Origin of the sequence: Streptomyces roseirectus, assembly GCF_014489635.1 — a bacterium.
In the GTDB taxonomy this organism is placed as follows: Bacteria; Actinomycetota; Actinomycetes; order Streptomycetales; family Streptomycetaceae; genus Streptomyces; species Streptomyces roseirectus.
The window spans coordinates 6,925,196-6,951,791 of sequence record NZ_CP060828.1; the positions used below are offsets into that span (position 1 = coordinate 6,925,196).

22 protein-coding genes are annotated in these 26,596 nt (G+C 70.9%); 19 read left to right on the forward strand and 3 right to left on the reverse strand.

Annotation, left to right across the window (positions count from 1 at the left end; genetic code table 11):
• Positions 1-125: 125 nt before the first annotated feature.
• Both IAG44_RS29730 and IAG44_RS29735 read right to left on the reverse strand, forming a co-directional pair.
• Positions 126-1,136: an AAA family ATPase gene (locus IAG44_RS29730; RefSeq protein ID WP_187750151.1), complete on the reverse strand. Its 1,011-nt coding sequence runs from the start codon at positions 1,134-1,136 to the stop codon at positions 126-128.
• Positions 1,137-1,374: 238 nt separating this feature from the next.
• A complete protein-coding gene (locus IAG44_RS29735; RefSeq protein WP_246562174.1) occupies positions 1,375-1,923 on the reverse strand; it encodes a beta-class carbonic anhydrase in 549 nt (182 codons plus the stop codon).
• A 353-nt stretch (positions 1,924-2,276) separates the two neighbouring features.
• Between IAG44_RS29735 and rsmH the strand changes: the two genes are divergently transcribed.
• The 16 genes from rsmH to IAG44_RS29815 all read left to right on the forward strand — a co-directional run bounded on the left by rsmH (position 2,277) and on the right by IAG44_RS29815 (position 20,646).
• Complete coding sequence (gene rsmH / locus IAG44_RS29740; protein ID WP_187750153.1) at positions 2,277-3,233, forward strand: 16S rRNA (cytosine(1402)-N(4))-methyltransferase RsmH; 957 nt, start codon at positions 2,277-2,279, stop codon at positions 3,231-3,233.
• A 472-nt stretch (positions 3,234-3,705) separates the two neighbouring features.
• Entirely contained in the window at positions 3,706-4,374 is a 669-nt protein-coding gene (gene ftsL / locus IAG44_RS29745) for a cell division protein FtsL (protein WP_187750154.1), read from the forward strand.
• A gap of 5 nt (positions 4,375-4,379) precedes the next feature.
• On the forward strand, positions 4,380-6,365 hold the full coding sequence (locus IAG44_RS29750; RefSeq protein ID WP_281404309.1) for a peptidoglycan D,D-transpeptidase FtsI family protein: 1,986 nt from the start codon (positions 4,380-4,382) through the stop codon (positions 6,363-6,365).
• A gap of 33 nt (positions 6,366-6,398) precedes the next feature.
• Complete coding sequence (locus tag IAG44_RS29755; RefSeq protein WP_246562176.1) at positions 6,399-8,048, forward strand: UDP-N-acetylmuramoyl-L-alanyl-D-glutamate--2,6-diaminopimelate ligase; 1,650 nt, start codon at positions 6,399-6,401, stop codon at positions 8,046-8,048.
• Positions 8,049-8,052: 4 nt separating this feature from the next.
• The gene (locus IAG44_RS29760; RefSeq protein ID WP_187750156.1) at positions 8,053-9,462 is read left to right on the forward strand and encodes a UDP-N-acetylmuramoyl-tripeptide--D-alanyl-D-alanine ligase; all 1,410 of its coding nucleotides are present in this window, start codon (positions 8,053-8,055) and stop codon (positions 9,460-9,462) included.
• Positions 9,459-10,532: a phospho-N-acetylmuramoyl-pentapeptide-transferase gene (gene mraY / locus IAG44_RS29765; protein WP_246562177.1), complete on the forward strand. Its 1,074-nt coding sequence runs from the start codon at positions 9,459-9,461 to the stop codon at positions 10,530-10,532. Before IAG44_RS29760 ends, mraY begins: the two co-directional genes overlap by 4 nt.
• The gene (gene murD / locus IAG44_RS29770) at positions 10,514-11,923 is read left to right on the forward strand and encodes a UDP-N-acetylmuramoyl-L-alanine--D-glutamate ligase (RefSeq protein WP_187750157.1); all 1,410 of its coding nucleotides are present in this window, start codon (positions 10,514-10,516) and stop codon (positions 11,921-11,923) included. The genes mraY and murD overlap by 19 nt, the downstream gene beginning before the upstream one ends.
• Before the next feature lie 37 nt (positions 11,924-11,960).
• On the forward strand, positions 11,961-13,316 hold the full coding sequence (gene ftsW / locus IAG44_RS29775) for a putative lipid II flippase FtsW (RefSeq protein ID WP_187750158.1): 1,356 nt from the start codon (positions 11,961-11,963) through the stop codon (positions 13,314-13,316).
• A 6-nt stretch (positions 13,317-13,322) separates the two neighbouring features.
• Entirely contained in the window at positions 13,323-14,411 is a 1,089-nt protein-coding gene (gene murG / locus IAG44_RS29780) for an undecaprenyldiphospho-muramoylpentapeptide beta-N-acetylglucosaminyltransferase (RefSeq protein WP_187750159.1), read from the forward strand.
• Positions 14,412-14,434: 23 nt separating this feature from the next.
• Entirely contained in the window at positions 14,435-15,235 is an 801-nt protein-coding gene (locus IAG44_RS29785) for a cell division protein FtsQ/DivIB (RefSeq protein ID WP_187750160.1), read from the forward strand.
• Between the two features lie 279 nt (positions 15,236-15,514).
• Complete coding sequence (gene ftsZ / locus IAG44_RS29790) at positions 15,515-16,708, forward strand: cell division protein FtsZ (protein WP_187750161.1); 1,194 nt, start codon at positions 15,515-15,517, stop codon at positions 16,706-16,708.
• Positions 16,705-17,433: a peptidoglycan editing factor PgeF gene (pgeF, locus tag IAG44_RS29795; protein WP_187750162.1), complete on the forward strand. Its 729-nt coding sequence runs from the start codon at positions 16,705-16,707 to the stop codon at positions 17,431-17,433. The genes ftsZ and pgeF overlap by 4 nt, the downstream gene beginning before the upstream one ends.
• Positions 17,434-17,439: 6 nt before the next feature.
• Entirely contained in the window at positions 17,440-18,159 is a 720-nt protein-coding gene (locus tag IAG44_RS29800) for a YggS family pyridoxal phosphate-dependent enzyme (protein WP_187750163.1), read from the forward strand.
• A gap of 129 nt (positions 18,160-18,288) precedes the next feature.
• Complete coding sequence (locus IAG44_RS29805) at positions 18,289-18,927, forward strand: cell division protein SepF (RefSeq protein ID WP_187750164.1); 639 nt, start codon at positions 18,289-18,291, stop codon at positions 18,925-18,927.
• Between the two features lie 71 nt (positions 18,928-18,998).
• Positions 18,999-19,283 (forward strand): YggT family protein, encoded by a 285-nt coding sequence (locus tag IAG44_RS29810; protein ID WP_187750165.1) that lies wholly within the window; start codon positions 18,999-19,001, stop codon positions 19,281-19,283.
• Positions 19,284-19,335: 52 nt separating this feature from the next.
• Positions 19,336-20,646 carry a DivIVA domain-containing protein gene (locus IAG44_RS29815; RefSeq protein WP_187750166.1) on the forward strand — a complete coding sequence of 437 codons (1,311 nt, stop codon included), beginning with the start codon at positions 19,336-19,338 and terminating at the stop codon, positions 20,644-20,646.
• 176 nt (positions 20,647-20,822) lie between these two features.
• On the opposite strand, the gene ileS is transcribed toward IAG44_RS29815, so the two are convergent.
• Positions 20,823-23,960, reverse strand: coding sequence for an isoleucine--tRNA ligase (ileS, locus tag IAG44_RS29820; RefSeq protein WP_187750167.1), 3,138 nt, complete (start codon positions 23,958-23,960; stop codon positions 20,823-20,825).
• A gap of 147 nt (positions 23,961-24,107) precedes the next feature.
• On the opposite strand from ileS, the gene IAG44_RS44825 reads away from it, so the two are divergent.
• The 3 genes from IAG44_RS44825 (at position 24,108) to IAG44_RS29835 (ending at position 26,573) form a co-directional block, all read left to right on the forward strand.
• Positions 24,108-24,896, forward strand: coding sequence for a TraR/DksA family transcriptional regulator (locus IAG44_RS44825; protein ID WP_425508535.1), 789 nt, complete (start codon positions 24,108-24,110; stop codon positions 24,894-24,896).
• A gap of 174 nt (positions 24,897-25,070) precedes the next feature.
• Complete coding sequence (lspA, locus tag IAG44_RS29830; protein WP_187750168.1) at positions 25,071-25,616, forward strand: signal peptidase II; 546 nt, start codon at positions 25,071-25,073, stop codon at positions 25,614-25,616.
• A 12-nt stretch (positions 25,617-25,628) separates the two neighbouring features.
• On the forward strand, positions 25,629-26,573 hold the full coding sequence (locus IAG44_RS29835; RefSeq protein WP_187750169.1) for an RluA family pseudouridine synthase: 945 nt from the start codon (positions 25,629-25,631) through the stop codon (positions 26,571-26,573).
• Positions 26,574-26,596: the final 23 nt, after the last annotated feature.

Here is a 26,596-nt window from a genome sequence, read left to right on the forward strand (position 1 = left end):
CGCAGCCCCACCGGCCCCCACGGGACGCCCGCCGGACGCCGCCCAGGGACCGTCCGCAGACGCCCCCGTGGCACCCCCGGACGCACCTCCCGCAGTGCCCCCGGGGCCCGTCGCGCCAGGTGTCATCACAGGCCCCGGGTGCCGTACTGCTGGCCGTAGTCGCGCTGCTGGGGGGTCGCCGGGACCGGGGTGCGCTGCAGGATCTCCTCGACGACCTGCTCGGAGGTGCGGCGGTTGAGCTGGGCCTGCGCGGTGGGCAGGAGCCGGTGGGCGAGGACGGCGACGGCGAGGTTCTGGACGTCGTCCGGGAGGGCGTAGTCGCGCCCGGAGAGCGCGGCGGTGGCCTTCGCCGCGCGCAGGAGGTGCAGCGTCGCGCGCGGGGAGGCGCCCAGCCTGAGGTCGGGGTGCGTACGGGTGGCGGCGACGAGGTCGACGGCGTACCGCTTGACCGCCTCGGCGACGTGGACCCCGCGCACGGCCTCGACGAGCTTGACGATGTCGTGCGCGTGCGCCACCGGCTGGAGGTCGTCCAGCGGGCTGATCGCGCCGTGGACGTCGAGCATCTCCAGTTCGGCCTCGGGGCTCGGGTAGCCGATGGAGACGCGGGCCATGAAGCGGTCGCGCTGGGCCTCCGGCAGCGGGTAGGTGCCCTCCATCTCGACCGGGTTCTGCGTCGCGACGACCATGAAGGGGCTCGGCAGCTCGTACGACTGCCCGTCGATGGTGACCTGGCGCTCCTCCATGGACTCCAGGAGCGCGGACTGCGTCTTCGGCGAGGCGCGGTTGATCTCGTCGCCGATCACGATCTGCGCGAAGATCGCGCCGGGCTTGAACTCGAAGTCACGGCGCTGCTGGTCCCAGATGGACACGCCGGTGATGTCCGACGGCAGCAGGTCGGGCGTGAACTGGATCCGCCTCACCGAGCAGTCGATGGACCGCGCGAGCGTCTTCGCGAGCATCGTCTTGCCGACGCCCGGGACGTCCTCGATCAGCAGATGGCCCTCCGCGAGCAGCACGGTGAGCGCGAGTCGTACGACCTCGGGCTTGCCCTCGATCACGCTCTCCACCGAACCGCGGACCCTGTCCGCGGTGGCGGTCAGATCTGTCAGGCTCGCTCGGTCGTCATAGGTCGTCACCCGGCCCTCCTCGGCCCCTGCATGTCCGGGCCGCCGCTCTGTCGCGCGAACCGGCCCACCCCGAATCACGTACGCCGGCCGAGGAATGTTCGGCTCGGCGTCACAACCGCATTCTTGCCGCCGTTACCGATTCGTGTCACTCGGCTGTGGATAACTCCCCGCGACACGTCCGCGTTTGTGGCTTTTGCCGGTAATGGTGACAGCGTTTCGACAGGGTGCGGACCCTGCTACGACGCGGTCAGGACGGGTCGATCTCGCGCAGCAGGCCCGTCTTCACGTCGAAGACGAAGCCTCGCACATCGTCGGCGTGCAGGAGGAACGGCGAGGTACGCACGCGCTGCATGGACTGCCGGACGTCCTGGTCGACGTCCCGGAACGCCTCCACCGCCCACGCGGGACGCTGGCCGACCTCCATCTCCAGCTCGGTCCTGAAGTCCTCGGTGATCGCCTCCAGGCCGCAGCCCGTGTGGTGGATCAGGACGATGGAACGGGTGCCCAGCTTGCGCTGGCTGATCGTGAGCGAGCGGATGACGTCGTCGGTGACCACGCCGCCCGCGTTGCGGATCGTGTGGCAGTCGCCGAGTTCCAGGCCGAGCGCGGCGTGCAGGTCGAGACGGGCGTCCATGCAGGCCACGACCGCGACGCGCAGGACGGGACGGGCGTCCATGCCGGGGTCGGTGAACGCGGAGGCGTACCGCTCGTTCGCCTGCACCAGACGGTCGGTCACCGTGCCGCCGTTGCTTATGGCGCCGTGGGGGTCGGTCGATACGGATGAGGGAGTCGTCATAGTCATGACGGTACTGGTCACCGGCGTTCCGGGCCCGCTGTGAGAAGGGAAAATGAGGGTCATCGCACCCTGCGTGTGAGGTAAGCCACAAGAGTGGCCAGGTGGGGGTCCAAAGGGTGATTTCTCGCGCTACGCGGCGTCACGCGCGCGTGGGCCCGCGACGCGCAGGCCGGTTGATTGACCGTGAGACAGCGTGGACTAAAGTGACGCGAAGCGGGAGGCGCGGCAGCGGTGGCTCCCCGCTGAGCGAAACCAGAGCGAACTTCCCCGTGGGACCCCGGCCCGGCCGCCCGTAGTCTCCCCGCGTGCGCGGCGCGTACGTACGGGCCCCGCCGGCACTTGAGAGGGCCCCCTTGAGCAACAGCCGACACGTACCCGTGATGCTCCAGCGGTGCCTGGACCTGCTGGCGCCCGCGCTCCAGGAGCCCGGCGCGGTCGTCGTCGACTGCACGCTCGGGCTCGGCGGGCACAGCGAGGCGCTGCTGACCCGGTTCCCCGAGGCCCACCTCGTCGCCCTCGACCGGGACAAGGAGGCGCTGCGGCTGTCCGGGGAACGGCTCGCGCCCTTCGGGGAGCGCGCGAACCTCGTCCACGCCGTCTACGACGAACTGCCCGACGTCCTCGACCGGCTCGGCCACGCGCGCGTGCAGGGCGTTCTGTTCGACCTCGGGGTCTCCTCCATGCAGCTCGACGAGGCCGACCGGGGCTTCGCCTACGCGCAGGACGCGCCGCTGGACATGCGCATGGACCAGACGACCGGGATCAGCGCCGCCGAAGTCCTCAACACGTACCCCGCCGGGGAGTTGGTGCGCATCCTGCGCGCGTACGGCGAGGAGAAGCAGGCCAAGCGGATCGTCTCGGCGGTCGTGCGCGAGCGCGACAAGGAGCCGTTCACGAACAGTGCGCGGCTCGTCGAGCTGATCCGGAACGCGCTTCCGCAGGCCGCCAAGCGGACCGGGGGCAACCCCGCCAAGCGCACCTTCCAGGCGCTGCGGATCGAGGTCAACGGCGAACTGTCGGTCCTGGAGCGGGCGATCCCCGCGGCCGTCAAGTCCCTCGCCGTGGGCGGCCGGATCGCCGTCCTCGCGTACCACTCCCTCGAAGACCGCCTGGTCAAGCAGGTGTTCGCGGCCGGCGCCGCCAACACCGCGCCGCCCGGCCTCCCCATCGTCCCCGAGCGCTACCAGCCCCGGCTCAAGCTGCTCACCCGCGGTGCCGAACTTCCCACCGAGGAAGAGATCGCCGAGAACCGCCGAGCCGCCCCCGCCCGCCTGCGGGGCGCCGAGCGCATCAGGGAGGACGTCGAGTGACCCGACCAGACCCCGCGAAGTCCGCCCACTCCGAAGACCACACCCCGCGCACCCACGGGTCCCGGACGCCGCCGAGTCACCCCGACGCCCGTCAGGCCCCGAGGCCCCCGCGCGCCAGGCCGATCCCGGTAGCTCCGTGCGGCGAGTCGGCCTCGGTAACCCCCGAGGGCCGTCCGCTCCTGAGGGGCCCGCACGGTGGGCCGACCCGGGGGCGGCTCGACGGCCGCCCGGTCCCGGAGAGGGCACGTGGGCGGCTGGGTTCGGTGTTCGGTGGCAATCCGGCCCCGGGGCTCGTGTCCAGTGCGCCGCGCGCTCAGGGTGAGCCGGTTTCCGGCGTTTGCGGGGGCTCGGTCACCGCAGGGCGCTCAGGTGTCCCGCAGCGGCGTGCTTGCGCAGTGGCACCTTCCGGGGGTTTTCCGCAGGGGGGCGCATCCCTGCGGGTGGCTCAGGCGTCCTACTCGGTGGAGGGGTTGTGAGCGGGAAAGGTGAACTCAGGGGTCGGCTGGCGGGGTTGTTGCCGGTCGGGGGCGGTGCGTCGGCCGGGCGGACGCCGTTCGTGCTGCTGGTCGTCGTGCTGCTCGGCGGCGGGCTGATCGGGCTGCTGGTGCTCAACTCGGCGCTCAGCGAAGGCGCGTTCAGGATGGACGACCTCCAGCGGGAGACCAAGAGCCTCACCGACGAGCAGCAGGCGCTCCAGCGGGACATCGACGCGTACTCCGCGCCGGACGCGCTCCAGAAGCGGGCCCGCGAGCTGGGCATGGTCCCCGGCGGCGACCCCGCCTTCCTCGCGCCGGACGGCACCGTCAAGGGCGTCCCCTCGCCCGCCGCCCAGCCCTCCGGCGCACACGCGCAGGAGGCCGTCCGCCCGCCCGAGGCGATCACCCTGTCCCAGACGAACCAGGGACAGCCGGGCCAGAGTCAGCCGGGCCAGGCCAGCCAGCCCGGTCAGACCACCCCGTCCGGTCAGACCAGCCAGTCCGCTCCGATCGGTCAGCCCGGCCGGCCCGCTCAGCCCGGTCAAGCCGGCCAACCCCTCGGCCGGCCCGACCAGTCCGCGACTCAGCAGGATCTGACCACTGGTCAGCGGACCCCGCAGACCCCCTCCGCAGGAACCCCCGCCCCCTCGACCCCCGGCAGGTGACGGAAGTGTCCGACAGGGAACCGCCCCGCCGGCGCGTACCCGGCCCCGCCAGGCCCCCGCGCCCCGCACAGGGCGCGCAACGCCGGCCCGGACCGGCCGCGCGCCCCCAGGCGAGGCGCCCCGCGGCCCCCCGCCCCCGCGCCCCGCGCCCCCCGGCCCCCGCGAAGCCGCTGCGCCTCGGCAGCCCGAGGCCCCGCCTGCGCCTGGTCGGCGTCGCGCTCGCCCTCGTCCTGACCGCCTTCGTCGTCCGCCTCCTCCAGGTCCAGGCGGTCGACGCGAGCACGTACACCGCGAAGGCCGAGCAGAACCGGTACGTCGGTCAGGTGCTCGCGGCCGAGCGCGGGGAGATCACCGACCGCAGCGGCGTCGCCCTCGCGACCAGCGAGGACGCCTACGACATCACCGCCGACCCGACGATGTTCTCGGCGAAGCAGCTGAAGATCGACGACGGCCCCGAACAGGCCGCCGCCCTGCTCGCGCCGATCCTCGGCCAGGACCAGGCCGCCCTGGTGAAGAAGCTGCGCCCGAAGAACTCGGCGTCGCGGTACGCGAAGCTCGCCTCGCGCCAGACCCCGCAGGTGTGGAAGCAGATCCGCGACCTGCGGGCGACCCTCGCCGAGAAGGCGAGCGCGGACAAGACCGCCGTCAACGTCCTGGGCGGCGTCTTCGCCGTGCCCAGCAGCAAGCGCGTGTACCCCAACGGGGATCTGGCCGCCGGGATACTGGGCTGGGTCAACGCGGAGGGCGTCGGCGGCGGTGGCGTCGAGCAGCAGCTGAACAAGACGCTGGCCGGCAAGGACGGCAAGATCAGGTACGCCCAGTCGGGCGGCCGGCAGGTGCCGACCGCCGGGTCCACGGAGACGCCCGCCGTCCCCGGTTCGGACGTCGAGCTGACCATCGACCGGGACATCCAGTGGGCCGCGCAGAACGCGATCACGGAACAGGTCCGGAAGTCGAAGGCCGACCAAGGCTACGTCATCGTCCAGGACACCCGCACCGGCGAGATCCTGGCCATGGCGAACTCCCCGGGCTTCGACCCGAACGACCTGTCCTCGGCGTCGTCGGCGAACATGGGCAACGCGGCCGTCCAGGACGCGTACGAGCCCGGCTCCACCGCCAAGGTCGTCTCCATGGCGGCCGTCCTGGAGGAGAACGCGGCGACGCCGCTGACCAGGGTCACCGTGCCGAACCGGCTGCACCGGGGCGACCGGCTCTTCCAGGACGACATCGACCACCCGACCTGGTACCTGACCCTCAACGGCGTCCTGGCGAAGTCGTCGAACATCGGCACCATCCTCGCCACCGGTCAGCTCGGCAAGACGCAGCCCGAGGCGAACCAGGTCCTCGCCTCCTACCTGCGCAAGTTCGGCGTCGGTCAGCCGACCGGGCTCGGCTTCCCCGGCGAGACGCGCGGCATCCTCGCCCCGGCCGCCGACTGGTCGACCTCGCAGCAGTACACGATCCCCTTCGGCCAGGGCATGTCCGTCAGCGCCCTCCAGGCGGCCTCCGTGTACTCGACGATCGCCAACGGCGGCGTCCGCGTCGAGCCGACGCTGGTGCGCGGCACCGAGGGACCCGACGGCCGCTTCACGCCCGCGCCCGCGCCGCAGACGTCACGCGTCGTCAGCGCGCAGACGGCCCGGACGCTGAGCCAGATGCTCGAGTCCGTGGTCGACGACCGGGAGGGCACCGGCACCAAGGCCCGCATCCCCGGCTACCGGGTGGCCGGCAAGACGGGCACCGCGAACCGAGTCGATCCCGCCACCGGCACGTACAAGGGGTACACGTCCTCCTTCGCGGGCTTCGCGCCCGCCGACAACCCACGCGTCACCGTCTACTGCGCCATCCAGAACGCGACGAAAGGCAGCTACTTCGGCGGCCAGATCTGCGGCCCGATCTTCAAGCAGGTCATGGAGTTCGCCCTGAAGACCCTCCAGGTACCGCCCACCGGGACGAAGCCCGCGAACCTTCCCGTGACCTTCACGCCGTGAACCGTTCAGCGCCGAACAGCCAGGAACCAGCCCGTGACCATGATCACTCCCGACCCGGGGAACCACGCCCCGCCCCCGTCCTCGCTTCGCTCCGGAGCGGGTCAGCCCGGTACGCTCACCGCCGTGCCACACGCTGATCAGTCCCGAACCACCCCGAAAGGCGCCCCCGTGACCCACCCGGGACCGCCCCGGCCGACCCAGGTCTCCGCCACCTCCCTCGCGGACCTCGCCGGCCGGCTGGGAGCCCCGAAGCCGCAGGCCACCGCCGAGATCACGGGCATCACCCACGACTCGCGCGCCGTGCGCCCCGGCGACCTGTACGTCGCCCTCGCGGGCGCCCGCGCGCACGGCGCCGACTTCGTCGCCCAGGCCGCGGGCCAGGGCGCGAGCGCCGTCCTGACCGACCCGGCCGGCGAGAGCCGCGCCGCGGCGACCGGTCTGCCGGTGCTCGTCGTCGACGACCCGCGCGCGCGGATGGGCGACCTGGCGGCCACCATCTACGGCCGCCCCGGCGAGGGCCTGCTCCAGATCGGCATCACCGGCACCTCCGGCAAGACCACCACCGCCTACCTCGTCGAGGGCGGCCTGCCCCGGCCCGCCGGGCTCATCGGCACCGTCGAGACCCGCATCGGCGAACAGAGCGTCAAGTCCGAGCGCACCACCCCCGAGGCCACCGACCTCCAGGCCCTGTTCGCCGTCATGCGCGAACGCGGCGTCGAGGCGGTCGCCATGGAGGTCTCCAGCCACGCCCTGTCGCTCGGCCGGGTCGACGGCTGCGTCTTCGACGTCGCCGTCTTCAACAACCTCAGCCCGGAGCACATGGAGTTCCACTCCGGCATGGAGGACTACTTCCGGGCCAAGGCGCAGTTGTTCACCCGCGCGCGCAGCAAGGTCGGCGTCGTCAACTTCGACGACGAGTACGGCCGCCGGCTCGTCACCGAGGCCGAGGTGCCGGTCGTCACGTTCTCCGCCGAGGGCCACCCGGACGCCGACTGGCGCGCGGTGGACGTCCACATCGGCGCGATGGACTCGGACTTCACGGTCGTCACGCCGGACGGCACCCGGATCCCGGCCAAGTCGCCGATCCCGGGCCCGTTCAACGTGGCCAACAGCCTCGCCGCGATCGTCGCGCTCGCGACCGCCGGCCTCGACCCGCGCGCCGCCGCCGACGGCGTCGCCGCCGTGCCCGGCGTGCCGGGGCGCCTGGAGCGGGTCGACGCCGGACAGCCGTACCTCGCGGTCGTCGACTACGCGCACAAGACGGACGCCGTCGAGTCGGTGCTCAAGGCGCTGCGCAAGGTCACCAAGGGGCGGCTGCACATCGTGCTCGGCTGCGGCGGCGACCGGGACGTCACCAAGCGGTCCCCGATGGGCGCGGCTGCGGCCCGGCTCGCCGACACGGCCGTCCTGACCTCCGACAACCCCCGCTCCGAGGACCCCCTCGCGATCCTCACCGCGATGCTGGAGGGCGCCGCCTCGGTGCCGGCCCACGAGCGCGGCGAGGTGCTGCTGTTCGAGGACCGGGCCGCCGCGATCGAGGCCGCCGTCGCCCGCGCGCACGCCGGGGACACCGTGCTGGTCGCGGGCAAGGGCCACGAGCAGGGCCAGGACATCGCCGGCGTGGTCCGTCCCTTCGACGACCGCCAGGTGCTTCGAGAAGCCATCCAGAAGACCCAGGGATGAACTTGTGATCGCCCTCTCCCTCGCCGAGATCGCTGAAGTCGTCGGCGGGCAGATTCACGCCATACCGGATCCGTCCGCGCGCGTCACGGGCCCCGTCGTCCGCGACTCCCGCGAGGCCGGACCCGGCAGCCTCTTCGTCGCCTTCGTCGGCGAACGCGTCGACGGCCACGACTACGCGCGCCAGGTCACCGACGCGGGCGCGGTCGCCGTCCTCGCGTCGCGGCCGGTGGACGCGCCGGCGATCGTCGTGGACGACGTGCAGAAGGCCCTCGGCGCCCTCGCCCGGCACGTCGTGGGACAGCTCGGCGCGACCCTCGTCGCGCTGACCGGCTCGGCGGGCAAGACCAGCACCAAGGACCTGATCGCCCAGGTGCTCCAGAGCCACGCGCCCACCGTTTTCACACCGGGCTCGCTCAACAACGAGATCGGGCTGCCGCTGACCGCGCTGAGCGCCACTCAGGACACGCGTTTCCTCGTCCTGGAGATGGGCGCGCGAGGCATCGGTCACATCAGCTACCTCACCGAGCTGACCCCCCCGAAGATCGGCCTCGTCCTCAACGTCGGCACCGCCCACATCGGCGAGTTCGGCGGCCGGGAGCAGATCGCGCAGGCCAAGGGCGAGCTGGTCGAGAGTCTGCCCCCGGCAGAGGAGGGCGGTGCTGCGATCCTCAACGCCGACGACCCCCTGGTCCGGGCCATGGCCTCCCGTACGAAGGCGAAGGTGGTCCTTTTCGGCGAGAGCGACGAAGCGGACGTACGCGCCGAGAACGTGCGACTCACGGACAGCGGACAGCCCTCCTTCAGGCTTCGCACACCCTCCGGTGCGAGCGACGTGACCATGCGCCTGTACGGTGAGCACCACGTGTCGAACGCGCTCGCCGCCGCCGCCGTCGCCCATGAGCTGGGCATGTCCGCAAGTGAGATCGCCACCGCGCTCTCCGAGGCGGGCACCCTCTCCCGCTGGCGGATGGAGGTCACCGAGCGCCCGGACGGCGTGACGATCGTCAACGACGCCTACAACGCGAACCCCGAGTCCATGCGAGCGGCGCTGCGCGCGCTCGTGGCCATGGGCAAGGGGCGGCGGACCTGGGCGGTGCTCGGCAAGATGGCCGAGCTCGGGGACGAGGCGCTCGCCGAGCACGACGCGGTCGGGCGGCTCGCCGTCCGGCTCAATGTCGGCAAGCTCGTCGCGGTCGGCGGCAGGGAAGCCGCCTGGCTGCAACTGGGCGCATATAACGAGGGTTCGTGGGGTGAGGAGTCGGTGCACGTGTCCGACGCACAGGCGGCGGTCGACCTGTTGCGCAGCGAGTTGCGCCCGGGGGACGTCGTACTCGTGAAGGCGTCCCGATCGGTCGGTCTGGAGAGTGTCGCCGAGGCGCTGCTCACCGCTGAGGGCGAGGTCTCCGCCCGATGATGAAGCAGATCCTGTTCGCAGGTGTCATTGGTCTGTTCCTGTCCCTGGTCGGCACCCCGCTGCTGATCAAGCTGCTGGCCCGCAAGGGCTACGGCCAGTACATCCGCGACGACGGCCCGCGCGAGCACGCCAGCAAGCGCGGTACGCCGACCATGGGCGGCATCGCGTTCATCCTCGCGACGGTCGCCGCCTACTTCGGCGCGAAGCTCATCGCCGGCAAGCCCCCGACCTACTCGGGGCTGCTGGTGCTCGGTCTGATGATCGGCATGGGCCTGGTCGGCTTCCTGGACGACTACATCAAGATCGTCAAGCGGCGTTCGCTCGGTCTGCGGGCCAAGGCGAAGATGGCCGGCCAGCTCATCGTCGGCATCGGCTTCGCGGTGCTGTCGCTCCAGTTCGCGGACAACAGGGGCAATACGCCCGCGTCCACGAAACTCTCGTTCATCACGGACTTCGGCTGGGCCCTCGGACCCGTGCTGTTCGTCGTGTGGGCGCTGTTCATGATCCTGGCCATGTCCAACGGCGTGAACCTGACGGACGGTCTGGACGGCCTCGCCACCGGCGCCTCGGTGCTGGTGTTCGGCGCGTACACGTTCATCGGCGTCTGGCAGTACCAGGAGTCCTGCGCCAACGGCGAGACGCTGACCAACCCCAACGCCTGCTTCGAGGTACGAGATCCACTCGACCTGGCGGTCGTGTCGGCGGCCCTCATGGGCGCCTGCCTCGGCTTCCTGTGGTGGAACACCTCGCCGGCGAAGATCTTCATGGGCGACACCGGCTCGCTGGCCCTCGGCGGTGTGCTGACCGGCCTCGCGATCTGCTCCCGCACGGAGCTGCTGGTCGCCCTCATGGGCGGTCTTTTCGTCCTCATCACCATGTCGGTCGTCATCCAGGTCGGCTCGTTCCGCCTCACCGGCAAGCGCGTCTTCCGGATGGCACCACTCCAGCATCACTTCGAACTCAAGGGCTGGTCCGAGGTCCTGGTCGTGGTCCGCTTCTGGATCATCCAGGGCATCTGCGTCATCGTCGGACTCGGCCTCTTCTACGCGGGATGGGCAGCGGACAAGTGACCGACTGGCAGGGAAAGCACGTCGTCGTCGCCGGACTCGGCGTCTCGGGCGTCCCGGCGGCCAAGGTGCTGCGCGGGCTCGGCGCGGAGGTCACCGTCGTCAACGACGGCGACGACGACCGCGCACGCGCGCAGGCGGACGACCTGAGGGAACTCGGCGTCACCGTCCGCCTCGGCGACGGCAGCACCCTGCCGGAGGGCACCGATCTCGTCGTCACCGCGCCGGGCTGGCAGCCCGACAAGCCCCTCTTCACGGCGGCCCGCGCGGCCGGCGTCGAGATCTGGGGCGACGTCGAACTGGCCTGGCGCCTGCGCGGCCCGGACGCGCCGCCCTGGCTGTGCGTCACCGGCACCAACGGCAAGACGACGACGACCCGGATGCTGGCGTCGATCCTGACGGCGGCGGGCCTGCGCACGGCCGCCGTCGGCAACATCGGCGTCTCCCTGCTGGACGCGGTGAACGGCGACTACGACGTCCTGGCCGTCGAACTCTCCAGCTACCAGCTCCACTGGGCGCCCTCGCTGCGCGCCCACTCCGCCGCCGTCCTCAACCTCGCGCCGGACCACCTCGACTGGCACGGCTCCATGGAGGCGTACGCCGCCGACAAGGGCCGCGTCTACGAGGGCAACCGCGTCGCCTGCGTCTACAACGCCGCCGACAAGGCCACCGAGGACCTGGTGCGCGAGGCGGACGTCGAGGAGGGCTGCCGCGCGATCGGCTTCACCCTGGGCACCCCGGGCCCCTCCCAACTCGGCGTCGTGGAAGGCATCCTGGTCGACCGCGCGTTCGTCGAGAACCGGCACAAGAACGCCCAGGAACTCGCCGAGGTCGCGGACGTCGACCCGCCGGCCCCGCACAACATCGCCAACGCCCTCGCCGCAGCCGCCCTCGCGCGCGCGTACGGGGTGCCCGCGGCGGCCGTCCGCGACGGGCTGCGCGCCTTCACGCCGGACGCCCACCGCATCGCCCACGTGGCCGACGTGGCCGGCGTCGCCTACGTCGACGACTCCAAGGCGACCAACACCCACGCCGCCGAGGCGTCGTTGGCGGCGTACGAGTCGATCGTGTGGATCGCCGGCGGGCTCGCCAAGGGGGCCACGTTCGACGAGTTGGTGGCCCGCTCCGCGCAGCGGCTGCGCGGCGTCGTCCTGTTCGGCGCCGACCGTGCGCTGATCCGGGAGGCCCTGGCGCGACACGCGCCGGAGGTACCCGTCGTGGACCTCGACCGGACCGACACTGGGGCGATGCTCCAGGCGGTGCGTGAGGCCCAGCGCCTCGCGGCCGAGGGCGACACCGTGCTCCTCGCCCCGGCGTGCGCCTCGATGGACATGTTCACCAATTACAACCAGCGTGGGGACGCGTTCGCGGAGGCCGTTCGCGAGATCGGCTGACGGCGGGTTCTCCAGGAAATCAGGGGGTTGCCGTCACGTGTCCAGTAGCCGTACCGGGCGTCCTCCCACCCAGCGGGTCGTGCGGCGGCCCGTCGTCCCGAGCCCTCGCGGCAAGCGCGACAATCCGCTGCTGCGCCTGCACGCCCGCGCCCGAAGGGCCTGGGACCGGCCTCTCACCGCCTACTACCTGATCCTCGGCGGGAGTCTGCTCATCATCGTGCTCGGGCTCGTGATGGTGTACTCCGCCTCGCAGATCACCGCGCTCCAGAAGTCGCTGCCCGGCAGCTTCTTCTTCCGCAAGCAGTTCCTCGCCGCGTGCCTGGGCGGGGCGCTGCTGGTGGCGGCGATGCGCATGCCGGTCAAGCTGCACCGGGCGCTGGCCTACCCGATCCTCGCGGGCGCCGTGTTCCTGATGGCGCTCGTCCAGGTGCCGGGGATAGGGAAGACCGTCAACGGCAACCAGAACTGGATCGCCCTCGGGGGGTCGTTCCAGATCCAGCCGAGCGAGTTCGGGAAGCTGGCGCTGGTGCTGTGGGGGGCCGACCTGCTCGCCCGCAAGCAGGACAAGAAGCTGCTCACGCAGTGGAAGCACATGCTCGTCCCGCTGGTCCCCGTCGCGTTCATGCTGCTCGGACTCATCATGCTCGGCGGCGACATGGGCACGGCGATCATCCTGACGGCCGTCCTGTTCGGCCTGTTGTGGCTGGCGGGGGCGCCCACGCGGCTGTTCGTCGGGGTGTTGTCGGTGGCGACGGCGATCGGGCTGATCCTCATCAAGACGAGCCCGAACCGGATGGCGCGCCTGCAGTGCATCGGCGCGACCGACCCCAAGGCGGGCCCGGTGGACTGCTGGCAGGCGGTGCACGGGATCTACGCGCTCGCCTCGGGCGGCATCTTCGGTTCCGGGCTCGGCGCGAGTGTGGAGAAATGGGGTCAACTCCCCGAAGCGCACACCGACTTCATCTTCGCCGTCACCGGTGAGGAACTGGGCCTCGCGGGGACGCTGTCGGTCCTCGCCCTGTTCGCGGCTCTAGGCTATGCGGGTATCCGCGTGGCCGGACGCACGGAGGACCCCTTCGTGAGGTATGCCGCGGGAGGCGTGACCACCTGGATCATGGCCCAGGCCGTGATCAACATCGGTGCGGTGCTCGGCCTGCTGCCGATCGCCGGTGTCCCGCTCCCGCTGTTCTCCTACGGAGGTTCCGCCCTGCTGCCGACCATGTTCGCCATCGGGCTGCTCATCGCGTTCGCGCGCGACGACCCCGCTGCGCGGGCGGCGCTCGCGATGCGGCAGACCCGCTTTGGTAGAAAGCGGGGCGGGAGCCCCCGGGAACCCCGGAGATGGAACACGATGCGACGGCGTGCCCCGGCACGTCCGTCCGGAGAGCGGTGAATTTCGGTGCATGTCGTACTCGCAGGCGGAGGGACCGCCGGCCACATCGAGCCCGCGCTCGCCCTCGCGGACGCCCTGCGCAGGATGGACCCGACCGTGGGCATCACGGCTCTGGGCACGGAGCGGGGCCTGGAGACCACGCTGGTCCCGCAGCGCGGCTACGAGCTGGCGCTGATCCCGGCCGTCCCGCTGCCCCGCAAGCCCACGCCCGAGCTGATCACCGTCCCGGGCCGGCTGCGCGGCACCATCAAGGCCACCGAGCAGATCCTGGAGCGCACCAAGGCGGACTGCGTCGTCGGCTTCGGCGGCTACGTCGCCCTGCCCGGCTACCTCGCCGCCAAGCGCCTGGGCGTGCCGATCGTCATCCACGAGGCCAACGCCCGCCCCGGCCTGGCCAACAAGATCGGCTCCCGGTACGCCGCCCAGGTCGCCGTCTCCACGCCCGACAGCAAGCTGCGCGACGCCCGCTACATCGGCATCCCGCTGCGCCGCTCCATCGCCACCCTGGACCGCGCGGCGGCCCGCCCCGAGGCCCGGCACATGTTCGGCCTCGACCCGAACCTGCCGACGCTGCTCGTCTCCGGCGGCTCGCAGGGTGCCCGGCGCCTCAACGAGGTCGTCCAGCAGGTCGCGCCCTGGCTCCAGCAGGCCGGCATCCAGATCCTGCACGCGGTCGGCCCGAAGAACGAACTGCCGCACGTACAGCAGATGCCGGGGATGCCCCCGTACATCCCGGTAAGTTACCTGGACCGGATGGACCTCGCGTACGCCGCGGCCGACATGATGCTCTGCCGCGCGGGCGCGATGACCGTCGCCGAACTCTCCGCCGTCGGACTCCCGGCCGCCTACGTCCCGTTGCCCATCGGCAACGGCGAACAGCGGCTGAACGCCCAGCCGGTGGTCAAGGCCGGCGGCGGACTGCTGGTCGACGACGCGGAACTGACGCCGGAATGGGTCCGGGAGAACGTCCTGCCCGTCCTCGCCGACCCGCACCGGCTGTACGAGATGTCCCGCGCGGCGGGCGAGTTCGGCCGCCGGGACGCGGACGAACTCCTCGTCCGCATGGTGTACGAGGCGATCGCCTCACGCCGCTAGGCGCCGACGAAAGGGCAGACAGCGTGGCCGCAGGAGCCTCCACCGCCGAGCGTGGCGCGGTACGTCGGCAGGGCCCGCCCGGCCCGCCCCTGCTGCGGCGGCTGGGGCCGCGCAGGCTCCGGCTGGCGCTCGCCCTCGCGGTGGCCGCCGTGCTCCTCGCGGCGGGCGGCGCCTGGGTGCTGTACGGCTCCTCCTGGCTGCGCGTGGAGCGCGTCGCCGTCTCGGGGACGGACGTCCTGACGCCGGACCAGGTCCGGGACGCGGCCCGGGTCCCGGTCGGCTCGCCGCTGGTGTCGATCGACACCGACGCGATCCGGTCACGTCTGGAGCGGGCGCTGCCGCGCGTCGACGAGGTCGACGTGTCCCGTTCCTGGCCGCACGGCGTCGTCCTCAAGGTGACCGAGCGCGTCCCCGTCCTGCTGATCCGGCACGGCGCCGGGTACACCGAGGTCGACGACGAGGGTGTCCGGTTCGCGACGGTCCCTCAACCGCCCGAGGGGGCACCGCTGCTGGAGCTGGCGCTGTCGAACTCCGGTTCCACCGCCGCGAGTCTGCGCCGCTTCGGCGAGGACCGGCTCGTGCGCGAGGCGGTGCGCGCGGCCGGCAGCCTGCCGTCCGCCGTCCTGAAAAGCACAAAAACCGTCAAAGTGCGTTCGTATGACGATATTTCGCTCGATCTGGCGGACGGTCGGACTGTTTCCTGGGGGAGTTCGGAGAAGGGCGCGGCGAAGTCCCGCGCACTCAGCGCTCTCATGAAGGCCCAGCCGGACGCCCGGCACTTCGACGTGAGCGTCCCCACCGCCCCCGCGTCAGCGGGGAGTTGACGCACATACGCGCAGGCCAGCACCCTGGTTGGGCAGCGACATGGCTGATCACATAGGGTGAAAAGAAAAACGGGAGGTTCGGCGTGTTCGTTGAACGGGCGCCACTTGTCGACTTAGTGTCCTGTTCAGAAGACTCCAAGGAACAGACACACTGGTAACCCTAAACTTCAGCGTTAGGGTTCGGGTCGGCGCTACGGACCGTCCCATTCGGCATCCGTCGCCGGGGCACAGGCAACTGGGCAACGGCGGCAACGTAATTCGAGGCGAGAGGCCTTCGACGTGGCAGCACCGCAGAACTACCTCGCAGTCATCAAGGTCATCGGTGTCGGCGGCGGTGGTGTCAATGCCATCAACCGGATGATCGAAGTCGGACTCAAGGGCGTCGAGTTCATCGCCATCAACACCGACGCGCAGGCGCTGTTGATGAGCGACGCCGACGTCAAGCTCGACGTCGGCCGCGAACTCACCCGCGGACTCGGCGCCGGCGCCAACCCGGCGGTCGGCCGCAAGGCCGCCGAGGACCACCGCGAGGAGATCGAGGAGGTCCTCAAGGGGGCCGACATGGTCTTCGTGACGGCCGGCGAGGGCGGCGGCACCGGCACCGGCGGCGCACCCGTCGTCGCCAACATCGCCCGCTCGCTCGGCGCGCTCACCATCGGCGTGGTCACCCGCCCGTTCACCTTCGAGGGCCGGCGCCGCGCCAACCAGGCCGAGGACGGCATCGCGGAACTGCGCGAAGAGGTCGACACCCTCATCGTCATCCCCAACGACCGGCTGCTGTCCATCTCGGACCGCCAGGTCTCCGTCCTCGACGCCTTCAAGTCGGCCGACCAGGTCCTGCTCTCCGGTGTCCAGGGCATCACCGACCTCATCACCACCCCGGGCCTGATCAACCTTGACTTCGCCGACGTCAAGTCCGTGATGTCCGAGGCCGGTTCGGCGCTCATGGGCATCGGCTCGGCCCGCGGCGACGACCGCGCGGTGGCCGCCGCCGAGATGGCCATCTCCTCGCCGCTCCTCGAAGCCTCCATCGACGGCGCCCGCGGTGTCCTGCTCTCCATCTCCGGCGGCTCGGACCTCGGCCTGTTCGAGATCAACGAGGCCGCCCAGCTGGTCTCCGAGGCCGCCCACCCCGAGGCGAACATCATCTTCGGCGCCGTCATCGACGACGCCCTCGGCGACGAGGTCCGCGTCACGGTCATCGCGGCCGGCTTCGACGGGGGCCAGCCCCCGGCCCGCCGGGACAACGTGATCGGCTCGGCCTCCACCCGCCGCGAGGAGCCCGCCCCGGTCAGCCGGCCCGAGTCCCGCCCGTCCTTCGGCTCGCTCGGCAGCGTGACGCCGAAGGAGGACCCGGAGCCCGCTCCGGAGCCGGTCGCCGACCTGCCCCCGCTGAGCCCGCCGGTCCCGCCGTCGCGGACCTACTCGGACAGCGCCGCCGAGGAACTGGACGTCCCGGACTTCCTGAAGTGATAGGACAGCGCGAGAGCGTGAGCGGCGCGCACTTCGCCTTCACCGACCGGTGGGGTGGGGTGAGCGCCGCTCCGTATGAGGAGCTGAACCTCGGCGGCGCGGTCGGTGACGACCCCGCCGCCGTCCTGACCAACCGCGAACTGGCCGCCAAGTCGCTCGGGTTGGACCCGGCCGACGTGGTGTGGATGAACCAGGTGCACGGCGCTGACGTTCAGGTCGTCAGCGAACCCTGGGGCACGAAGCCGGTTCCGGAGGTCGACGCGATCGTCACCGCCCGCCCCGGCCTCGCGCTCGCCGTCCTCACCGCCGACTGCGTGCCCGTCCTGCTGGCCGACCCGGTCGCCGGTGTCGCCGCCGCCGCGCACGCGGGCCGGCCCGGCATGGTGAAGGGCGTCGTCCCCGCCGCCGTGCGCGCCATGATCGAACTCGGCGCCGAACCGGCGCGCATCGTCGCCCGCACCGGGCCCGCGGTCTGCGGCCGGTGCTACGAAGTGCCGGCGGACATGCGCGCCGAGGTCGCCGCGCTCGAACCGGCGGCGTACGCGGAGACGAGCTGGGGCACTCCCGCCGTCGACGTCGCCGCCGGAGCGCACGCGCAACTCGACGCGCTCGGTGTGCGCGACCGGGCGCAGTCCCCGGTGTGCACGCTGGAGTCGCACGACCACTTCTCGTACCGCCGCGACCGCTCGACAGGGCGACTCGCGGGATATGTCTGGTTGGGCTGATGGGGCATGACGGACCGTAAGGACGAACTCGCCGGGAATCTGGCGAAGGTTGAGGAGCGCATCGCGCGCGCGTGCGCCGATGCCGGGCGGGCCCGGTCGGAGGTGACGCTGATCGTCGTCACCAAGACCTATCCGGCGAGCGATGTGCGGATGCTCGCCGAACTCGGGGTGCGCCACGTCGCCGAGAACAAGGACCAGGACGCCGCGCCCAAGGCCGCCGAGTGCGCGGACCTGCCGCTGACCTGGCACTTCGTCGGGCAGTTGCAGACCAACAAGGCGCGTTCCGTGGTGGGTTACGCGGACTACGTGCAGTCGGTGGACCGGGATCGGCTGGTCGTCTCGCTGTCGAAAGAGGCCGGGAAGGCCGGGCGGGAGACCGGGTGCCTGATCCAGGTCGCGCTGGACGCGGGCGAGAGTGCGCGCGGTGAGCGCGGGGGCGTCGCGCCGGGCGGAATCGAGGAGTTGGCCGAGCTGATCGCCGGCTCGCCGGGGCTGCGGCTCGACGGGCTGATGACCGTCGCTCCGCTGACCGGGGAGTACGCCGGCCGTGAACGGGCGGCGTTCGGGCGGCTGATGGATTTGTCGACCGACCTGCGCCGAACTCATCCGGCTGCCACCATGGTGTCAGCGGGGATGAGCGCGGACCTTGAGCAGGCCGTGGCTGCCGGGGCGACACATGTGCGCGTCGGCAGTGCGGTACTCGGAGTCCGTCCTCGGCTCGGGTAACGTCGCCAGGAAGTCGGACCACAGTAGAAAATATGGTCATTACCCGCCAGGAGGCGGACACAAGGGCCACGTGGATCGCGGGACTTGGCAGTCGTCAACCGATCCACCACAGAGCGGAGGACTCAGAGCATGGCCGGCGCGATGCGCAAGATGGCGGTCTACCTCGGCCTCGTGGAGGACGATGGGTACGACGGCCGGGGCTTCGACCCCGATGACGACTTCGAACCCGAGCTGGACGAACCCGAGCGCGACCACCGGCGGCACGAACCGTCCCACCAGTCGCACAACGCACATCAGTCCCAAAGGGACGAAGAGGTGCGAATCGTCCAACCCCCCGCTCCCCGCGAGCCGGTGGTCCGCGCGGCGGCGCCGACCGTGGAATCCGGGCGTCCCGCGCGCATCGCGCCCGTGGCGTCCATCACACAAGAACGTCAGTCCCTGGAGAAGAACGCACCGGTGATCATGCCCAAGGTCGTGTCCGAACGAGAGCCTTACCGGATCACCACGCTCCACCCGCGGACCTACAACGAGGCCCGTACCATCGGGGAACACTTCCGTGAGGGCACCCCGGTGATCATGAATCTCACTGAGATGGACGACACAGATGCGAAGCGACTTGTCGACTTTGCGGCCGGTCTGGTGTTCGGTCTTCATGGCAGCATCGAGCGGGTGACGCAGAAAGTGTTCCTGTTGTCTCCTGCTAACGTCGATGTCACGGCGGAGGACAAGGCCCGCATCGCAGAGGGCGGGTTCTTCAACCAGAGCTGAGACGCACCACCGGAACAACACGGCAAGACACGACAGAGCACAGGTAAGCAGGGGAGAGGGAAGCACCGAACATGGGCGTGGTCCTGAACATCGTCTACATCGCGCTGATGGTCTTCCTCATCGTGCTCATCTTCCGGTTGGTCATGGACTACGTCTTCCAGTTCGCCCGCTCGTGGCAACCCGGCAAGGCGATGGTGGTCGTTCTGGAGGCCACCTACACTGTCACCGATCCACCGCTCAAGCTTCTTCGGCGGTTCATCCCGCCGTTGCGTCTCGGGGGCGTGGCGCTCGACCTGTCCTTCTTCGTACTGATGATCATCGTCTACGTCCTGATCTCGATCGTGATCCGGCTGTGAGCGATGTGACCTACCGTCTTGCCGATGCCGAAGACAACGTTGAGGTGAAGAGATGCCGTTGACCCCCGAGGACGTGCGGAACAAGCAGTTCACGACCGTCCGCCTCCGAGAAGGCTATGACGAGGACGAGGTCGATGCCTTCCTCGACGAGGTCGAAGCCGAACTGACCCGCCTGCTCCGCGAGAACGAGGATCTGCGCGCGAAACTGGCCGCGGCCACCCGCGCCGCCGCGCAGAACCAGCAGAACATGCGCAAGGCCCCCGAGCCGCAGGACCAGCAGCAGGGCATGCCCCCGCAGCAGCAGGGCATGCCGCCCCAGCAGCAGGGGATGCCCCAGCAAGGAATGCCGCAGCAGGGCATGCCCCAGCAAGGGATGCCGCAGCAGCCCGGTATGCCGCAGCAGGGGATGCCCCAGCAGGGCATGCGAGGCCCCGGCGCCCCGGTCCCCGCGGGGATATCGGGTCCGCCGCAGCAGCAGATGGGCGGCCCCATGGGCGGCCCGCCCCAGCTGCCGAGCGGTGCCCCGCAGCTCCCGGCCGGCCCCAGCGGCCAGGGTCCCCAGGGTCCCGGTCCGATGGGGCAGGGCCCGATGGGTCCCGGCGGTCCGATGGGCCAGGGTCCGATGGGCGGTCAGCCGCCCATGCAGCAGCAGATGGGTGGCCCGATGGGCGGCCCCATGGGCGGTCCGATGGGCGGCCCCGGTCAGGGCCCCGGTGGCGACAGCGCCGCCCGCGTCCTCTCGCTGGCCCAGCAGACCGCCGACCAGGCGATCGCCGAGGCCCGCTCCGAAGCCAACAAGATCGTCGGCGAGGCCCGTTCGCGCGCCGAGGGCCTGGAGCGCGACGCCCGCGCCAAGGCCGACGCCCTTGAGCGGGACGCGCAGGAGAAGCACCGCGTCGCCATGGGCTCCCTGGAGTCCGCGCGCGCCACGCTGGAGCGCAAGGTCGAGGACCTGCGCGGCTTCGAGCGCGAGTACCGCACCCGCCTGAAGTCCTACCTGGAGTCGCAGCTGCGCCAGCTGGAGACCCAGGCCGACGACTCCCTCGCCCCGCCGCGCACCCCCGCGACGGCCTCCCTGCCGCCGTCCCCGTCGCCCTCCATGGCCCCGGCCGGCGCGGGCGCCCCGTCCTACGGCGCCGGTGGCTCCAGCATGGGCAACGGCGGCGGTTCCGGGATGGGCGGCCCGATGGGCGGTCCCGGCATGGGTGCGCCCAGCCCCGTCGCCCCGTCCTACGGTGGCCAGCAGCAGATGTCCCCCGCCATGACCCAGCCCATGGCTCCCGTCCGCCCGCAGGGCCCCTCCCCGATGGGACAGGCGCCCTCTCCGATGCGCGGCTTCCTCATCGACGAGGACGACAACTGACGGCCCTCACAGGCCCCTACGGCACGTAGTACGCCGTAGACGTCGGCAGCGTTCAGGGCGCGGCCCCGGATTCGTCCGGGGCCGCGCCCTTTTTACGCGAGTTGAGGGGGAGTTGATCAGGGGGACGACGAAGGCCCGGCCCCCTGTGCGGGGAAGCCGGGCCTTCGTCGTGCGGGTTACGCCTTGCGCAGACGGAACGTCAGGCTCAGGCCCTCGTCCGTGAACGGGTCGCCGTAGGAGCCGTCGGCGGAACCGGTCGCGAAGTCCGTCGCCAGGACCTCGTCCGCGATCAGGTCGCTGTGCCCGGCCAGCGCTTCGGTCACGGCCGGGTCGGTGGACTCCCAGCGCAGGGCGATGCGGTCGGCGACATCGAGGCCGCTGTTCTTGCGGGCCTCCTGGATCAGGCGGATCGCGTCACGGGCGAGGCCCGCGCGGCGCAGCTCCTCGGTGATCTCCAGGTCGAGGGCGACCGTCGCGCCGGAGTCGGAGGCCACCGACCAGCCCTCGCGGGGCGTCTCGGTGACGATGACCTCCTCCGGGGACAGCGTGATCGTCTCGCCGTCGACCTCCACGGACGCCGTGCCCTCGCGCAGGGCCAGGGACAGCGCCGCCGCGTCGGCGTTCGCGACGGCCTTCGCGACGTCCTGGACGCGCTTGCCGAACCGCTTGCCGAGCGCCCGGAAGTTGGCCTTGGCGGTGGTGTCGACCAGCGAACCGCCGACCTCACTCAAGGAGGCCAGCGCCGAGACGTTCAGCTCCTCCGTGATCTGCGCGTGCAGCTCGCGGTCGAGGGCGTCGAAGCCGGACGCCGCGATCAGCGCGCGGGACAGGGGCTGACGGGTCTTCACACCGGACTCGGCGCGGGTCGCGCGGCCCAGCTCGACGAGCCGGCGGACCAGGACCATCTGCCGGGACAGCTCGGCGTCGATCGCCTTCTCGTCCGCCTCCGGCCACGACGACAGGTGCACCGACTCCGGGGCACCCGGGGTGACCGGGACGATCAGGTCCTGCCAGACCCGCTCGGTGATGAACGGGGTCAGCGGGGCCATCAGCTTCGTGACCGTCTCGACGACCTCGTGCAGCGTGCGCAGCGCGGCCTTGTCGCCCTGCCAGAAACGGCGCCGGGAACGGCGCACGTACCAGTTGGACAGGTCGTCGACGAACGCGGACAGCAGCTTGCCGGCGCGCTGGGTGTCGTACGCGTCCAGCGCCTCCGTCATCTGGGCGGTGAGGGCGTGGAGTTCCGACAGCAGCCAGCGGTCCAGGACCGGGCGGTCGGCGGGGGCCGGGTCGGCCTCGGAGGGGGCCCAGTTCGAGGTGCGGGCGTACAGGGCCTGGAAGGCGACCGTGTTCCAGTACGTCAGGAGGGTCTTGCGGACGACCTCCTGGATCGTGCCGTGGCCCACCCGGCGCGCGGCCCACGGGGAGCCGCCGGCCGCCATGAACCAGCGGACCGCGTCGGCGCCGTGCTGGTCCATCAGCGGGATCGGCTGGAGGATGTTGCCCAGGTGCTTGGACATCTTGCGGCCGTCCTCGGCCAGGATGTGGCCCAGGCAGACGACGTTCTCGTAGCTCGACCTGTCGAAGACGAGCGTGCCGACCGCCATCAGCGTGTAGAACCAGCCGCGAGTCTGGTCGATCGCCTCGGAGATGAACTGCGCCGGGTAGCGGGACTCGAACAGTTCCTTGTTCTTGTGCGGGTAGCCCCACTGCGCGAACGGCATCGAACCCGAGTCGTACCAGGCGTCGATGACCTCGGGGACGCGCGTCGCCGTCTTCTGGCATTGGGGGCACGCGAAGGTGACCGCGTCGATGAACGGGCGGTGCGGGTCCAGGGACGACTGGTCCGTGCCGGTCAGCTCGGTCAGCTCGGCGCGGGAGCCGACGACCGTGAGGTGGTCGTCCTCGCAGCGCCAGATCGGCAGCGGGGTGCCCCAGTAGCGGTTGCGGGACAGCGCCCAGTCGATGTTGTTGGTGAGCCAGTCGCCGTAACGGCCGTGCTTGACGCTGTCCGGGAACCAGTTCGTCTTCTCGTTCTCCTGGAGGAGACGGTCCTTGACGGCGGTCGTGCGGATGTACCAGGACGGCTGCGCGTAGTAGAGGAGCGCGGTGTGACAGCGCCAGCAGTGCGGGTAGCTGTGCTCGTACGGGATGTGCCGGAAGAGGAGGCCGCGCTGCTGAAGGTCCTCGGTGAGTTGTTCGTCCGCCTTCTTGAAGAAGACCCCGCCGACCATCGGCACGTCCTCGGCGAACGTGCCGTCCGGGCGGACCGGGTTCACCACGGGCAGACCGTAGGAGCGGCAGACCTTGAGGTCGTCCTCACCGAAGGCGGGGGCCTGGTGGACGAGGCCGGTGCCGTCCTCGGTGGTGACGTAGTCCGCGTTCACGACGAAGTGCGCCGGCTCCGGGAACTCCACGAGCTCGAACGGACGTTGGTAGTTCCAGCGCTCCATCTCGGCGCCGGTGAAGGTCTGACCCGTGGTCTCCCAGCCCTCGCCGAGCGCCTTGGCGACGAGCGGTTCGGCGACGACGAGCTTTTCGTCACCGTTCGTCGCGACGACGTACGTCACCTCGGGGTGCGCGGCCACGGCCGTGTTGGAGACCAGCGTCCAGGGGGTCGTCGTCCACACCAGGAGGGCGGCCTCGCCGGCCAGCGGACCGGAGGTGAGGGGGAGACGGACGTACACGGACGGGTCGACGACCGTCTCGTAGCCCTGGGCCAGCTCGTGGTCCGAGAGGCCGGTGCCGCAGCGGGGGCACCAGGGGGCGACGCGGTGGTCCTGGACCAGCAGACCCTTGTTGAAGATCTCCTTCAGCGACCACCAGACGGACTCGATGTACTCCGGGTCCATCGTGACGTACGCGTCGTCGAGGTCGACCCAGTACCCCATGCGGGTCGTCAGCTCGGAGAAGGCGTCCGTGTGGCGCAGCACCGACTCACGGCACTTCGCGTTGAACTCCGCGATGCCGTACGCCTCGATGTCCTGCTTGCCGGAGAAGCCCAGCTCCTTCTCGACGGCCAGCTCGACCGGCAGGCCGTGGCAGTCCCAGCCCGCCTTGCGGCCGACGTGGTAGCCGCGCATCGTGCGGAAGCGGGGGAAGACGTCCTTGAAGACGCGGGCCTCGATGTGGTGGGCGCCGGGCATGCCGTTGGCGGTGGGCGGGCCCTCGTAGAACACCCACTCCGGGCGGCCCTCGGACTGCTCCAGGGTCTTGGCGAAGATCTTCTGCTCACGCCAGAAGTCGAGCACTGCGTGCTCCAGCGCGGGCAGGTCGACCTGGGCGGGGACTGGGCGGTACGTCGGCTCTGTCATCTCCGAGCTTCCTCCAACGGACTTGCTGCCTTCCGTCGGAGGGACGAGAAACGTGTCCGGCCTCGCCGGGTTCCCGCGGTACCACCCTCCTTGGCCCCGCTGACCGCGGGACCCTCTCATTGGGGTCGCGAAACCGGGTCTACTCGCCTGCTGGCTTTCTTCCGGCGGCTCCGGGGTGATCTTCGCGTCGCGCTCGCCCCCGGGCTCCCACCGTCCCCGGGTCGCTCTCGGCCGCTCACGCCGCTACTCGTCCCCATCCAAGCTTTCTCGCTCCGCTCAGTGTACGGGGCCCGGGGGAGGTTGGCCGAACGGTATTCCCGGGGCCGGGGCGGGCGGTGCGCGCTGTTGCCGACCGGCGTAAGTCGATTTATCGTCCGACCACGATTCGCGTGCAAGATCACGGTAGGCGAAGGGGCCGCGGCCATGGTGGCGAAGAAGACGGGGAAGGTTGTCGAGGGAACGGCGCGCAAAGCCGCGGCCCGGAAGAAGGCCGTGAAACCGACAGTGGTCGCGGAGACGGGAGGTACGAAGGTGGTCGCTGGGGTGTTGGCTGTCCGGGCGGGGGAGGAACCCTGGACCGAGGCGGAGGTGGACGAGGCGCGGGCGGAGCTGATGTCGGAGGTGCTGCGGCTGCGGGGGGAGATCCACTCGTCCGAGGACGCGCTCGCCGGGCTGATGCGGGATTCCGGGGACGGGGCGGGGGACGATCAGGCGGACACCGGGACGAAGAACATCACGCGGGAGCATGAGATGGCGCTCACGGCGAACGCGCGGGAGATGTTGTCGCAGAGTGAGCGGGCGTTGGAGCGGTTGGACTCGGGGACGTACGGGGTGTGCGAGAGGTGTGGGGAGGCGATCGGGAAGGCTCGGATGCAGGCGTTTCCTCGGGCGACGCTGTGTGTTGAGTGCAAGCAGAAGGAGGAACGGCGCTACTGAGGGGGGTGGCGGGGGTGCGTTGGCGGGTGCGGCGCCGTCGTGGTTGATCGCGCCCGCGCGGCGGTAGCCGCAAATCGATACAGCCCCGCGCCCCTGGAAAGGACGGCGCTGCGCGCCTGTCTTTCCAGGGGTGTCGTACTCTCGTCCTCACTGGTACCTACGTGAGGGACTTACGTGGCAGAGGTGGAGCGCGTCATCGGTACGTCGGAGGAACCTGAGAGCGAGCAGCCTCGGGGGAAGCGGCGGGTTGCCGTGTTGTTTGTGGTGGCTGCCGTTGCCTATGCGCTCGATCTGGTCAGCAAGATCATTGTGGTGGCCAAGCTGGAGCATCACGCGCCGGTCGAGTTGATCGGGGACTGGCTGAAGCTGGAGGCCATTCGGAATTCGGGGGCGGCGTTCAGTTTCGGGGAGGCGTTCACCGTTATTTTCACGGTGATCGCCAGTGCGGTGATCGTGGTGATCGTGCGGCTGGCGCGGAAGCTCTACAGCCTGCCGTGGGCGATCGCGCTGGGGCTGCTGCTCGGGGGGGCGCTCGGGAACCTCACGGACCGGATCTTCCGGGCGCCGGGGGTGTTCGAGGGGGCCGTGGTCGACTTCATCGCGCCGAAGCACTTCGCGGTGTTCAATCTGGCGGACTCGGCGATCGTCTGTGGCGGCATTCTGATCGTCCTGCTGTCGTTCAAGGGACTGGACCCGGACGGGACCGTCCACAAGGACTGACATACTCGACGGGTGAGCACGATTCCCGAGATCCGAACCCTGCCCGTGCCGGACGGCCTGGAGGGCGAGCGCGTCGACGCCGCCATCTCCCGCATGTTCGGCTTCTCCCGCACCAAGGCCGCCGAGCTGGCCGCCGCGGGGAAGGTCTCGGTGGACGGCTCGGTGGTCGGCAAGTCGGAGCGCGTGCACGGCGGCGCCTGGCTGGAGGTCGAGATGCCGCAGGCGCCCGCGCCGGTGCAGATCGTGGCCGAGCCGGTCGAGGGCATGGAGATCGTGTACGACGACGATGACGTCGTCGTCATCGTGAAGCCCGTCGGGGTCGCCGCGCATCCCTCGCCGGGGTGGACCGGGACGACCGTGATCGGAGGGCTCGCCGCCGCCGGGTACCGGATCTCGACGTCCGGGGCGGCCGAGCGGCAGGGGATCGTGCACCGGCTGGACGTCGGGACGTCGGGGCTGATGGTCGTCGCGAAGTCGGAGCGGGCGTACACGTCGCTGAAGCGGCAGTTCAAGGAGCGGGTCGTCGACAAGCGGTACCACACGCTGGTCCAGGGGCACCCGGACCCGACGAGCGGGACGATCGACGCGCCCATCGGACGCCACCCCCAGCACGACTACAAGTGGGCGGTCACCGCGGACGGCAAGGCGTCCGTCACGCACTACGACCTCATCGAGGCGTTCCGGGCGGCGTCGCTGCTGGACATCAAGCTGGAGACGGGGCGCACGCACCAGATCCGGGTGCACATGTCGGCGCACCGGCACCCGTGTGTCGGCGACCTCACGTACGGGGCCGACCCGACGCTCGCGAAGCGGCTGCGGCTGACCCGGCAGTGGCTGCACGCCGTGCGCCTCGGGTTCGAGCACCCCGGGGACGGGGAGTGGGTCGAGTTCTCCAGCGACTACCCCGAGGACCTTCAGCGGGCGCTGGATCTGGTGCGCGAGGAGACGTACGGGTGAGCTGACGGGCCCTGGCGGGCTCG

What these genes read in the sequence shown, in the direction of transcription:
- IAG44_RS29735 (WP_246562174.1), bottom strand. Translation starts at nt 1,923, where the DNA reads ATGACGACTCCCTCATCCGTATCGACCGACCCCCACGGCGCCATAAGC.
- mraY (WP_246562177.1), top strand. Translation starts at nt 9,459, where the DNA reads ATGATGAAGCAGATCCTGTTCGCAGGTGTCATTGGTCTGTTCCTGTCC.
- murD (WP_187750157.1), top strand. Translation starts at nt 10,514, where the DNA reads ATGGGCAGCGGACAAGTGACCGACTGGCAGGGAAAGCACGTCGTCGTC.
- IAG44_RS29800 (WP_187750163.1), top strand. Translation starts at nt 17,440, where the DNA reads ATGACGGACCGTAAGGACGAACTCGCCGGGAATCTGGCGAAGGTTGAG.
- IAG44_RS29805 (WP_187750164.1), top strand. Translation starts at nt 18,289, where the DNA reads ATGGCCGGCGCGATGCGCAAGATGGCGGTCTACCTCGGCCTCGTGGAG.
- IAG44_RS29810 (WP_187750165.1), top strand. Translation starts at nt 18,999, where the DNA reads ATGGGCGTGGTCCTGAACATCGTCTACATCGCGCTGATGGTCTTCCTC.
- IAG44_RS29815 (WP_187750166.1), top strand. Translation starts at nt 19,336, where the DNA reads ATGCCGTTGACCCCCGAGGACGTGCGGAACAAGCAGTTCACGACCGTC.
- ileS (WP_187750167.1), bottom strand. Translation starts at nt 23,960, where the DNA reads ATGACAGAGCCGACGTACCGCCCAGTCCCCGCCCAGGTCGACCTGCCC.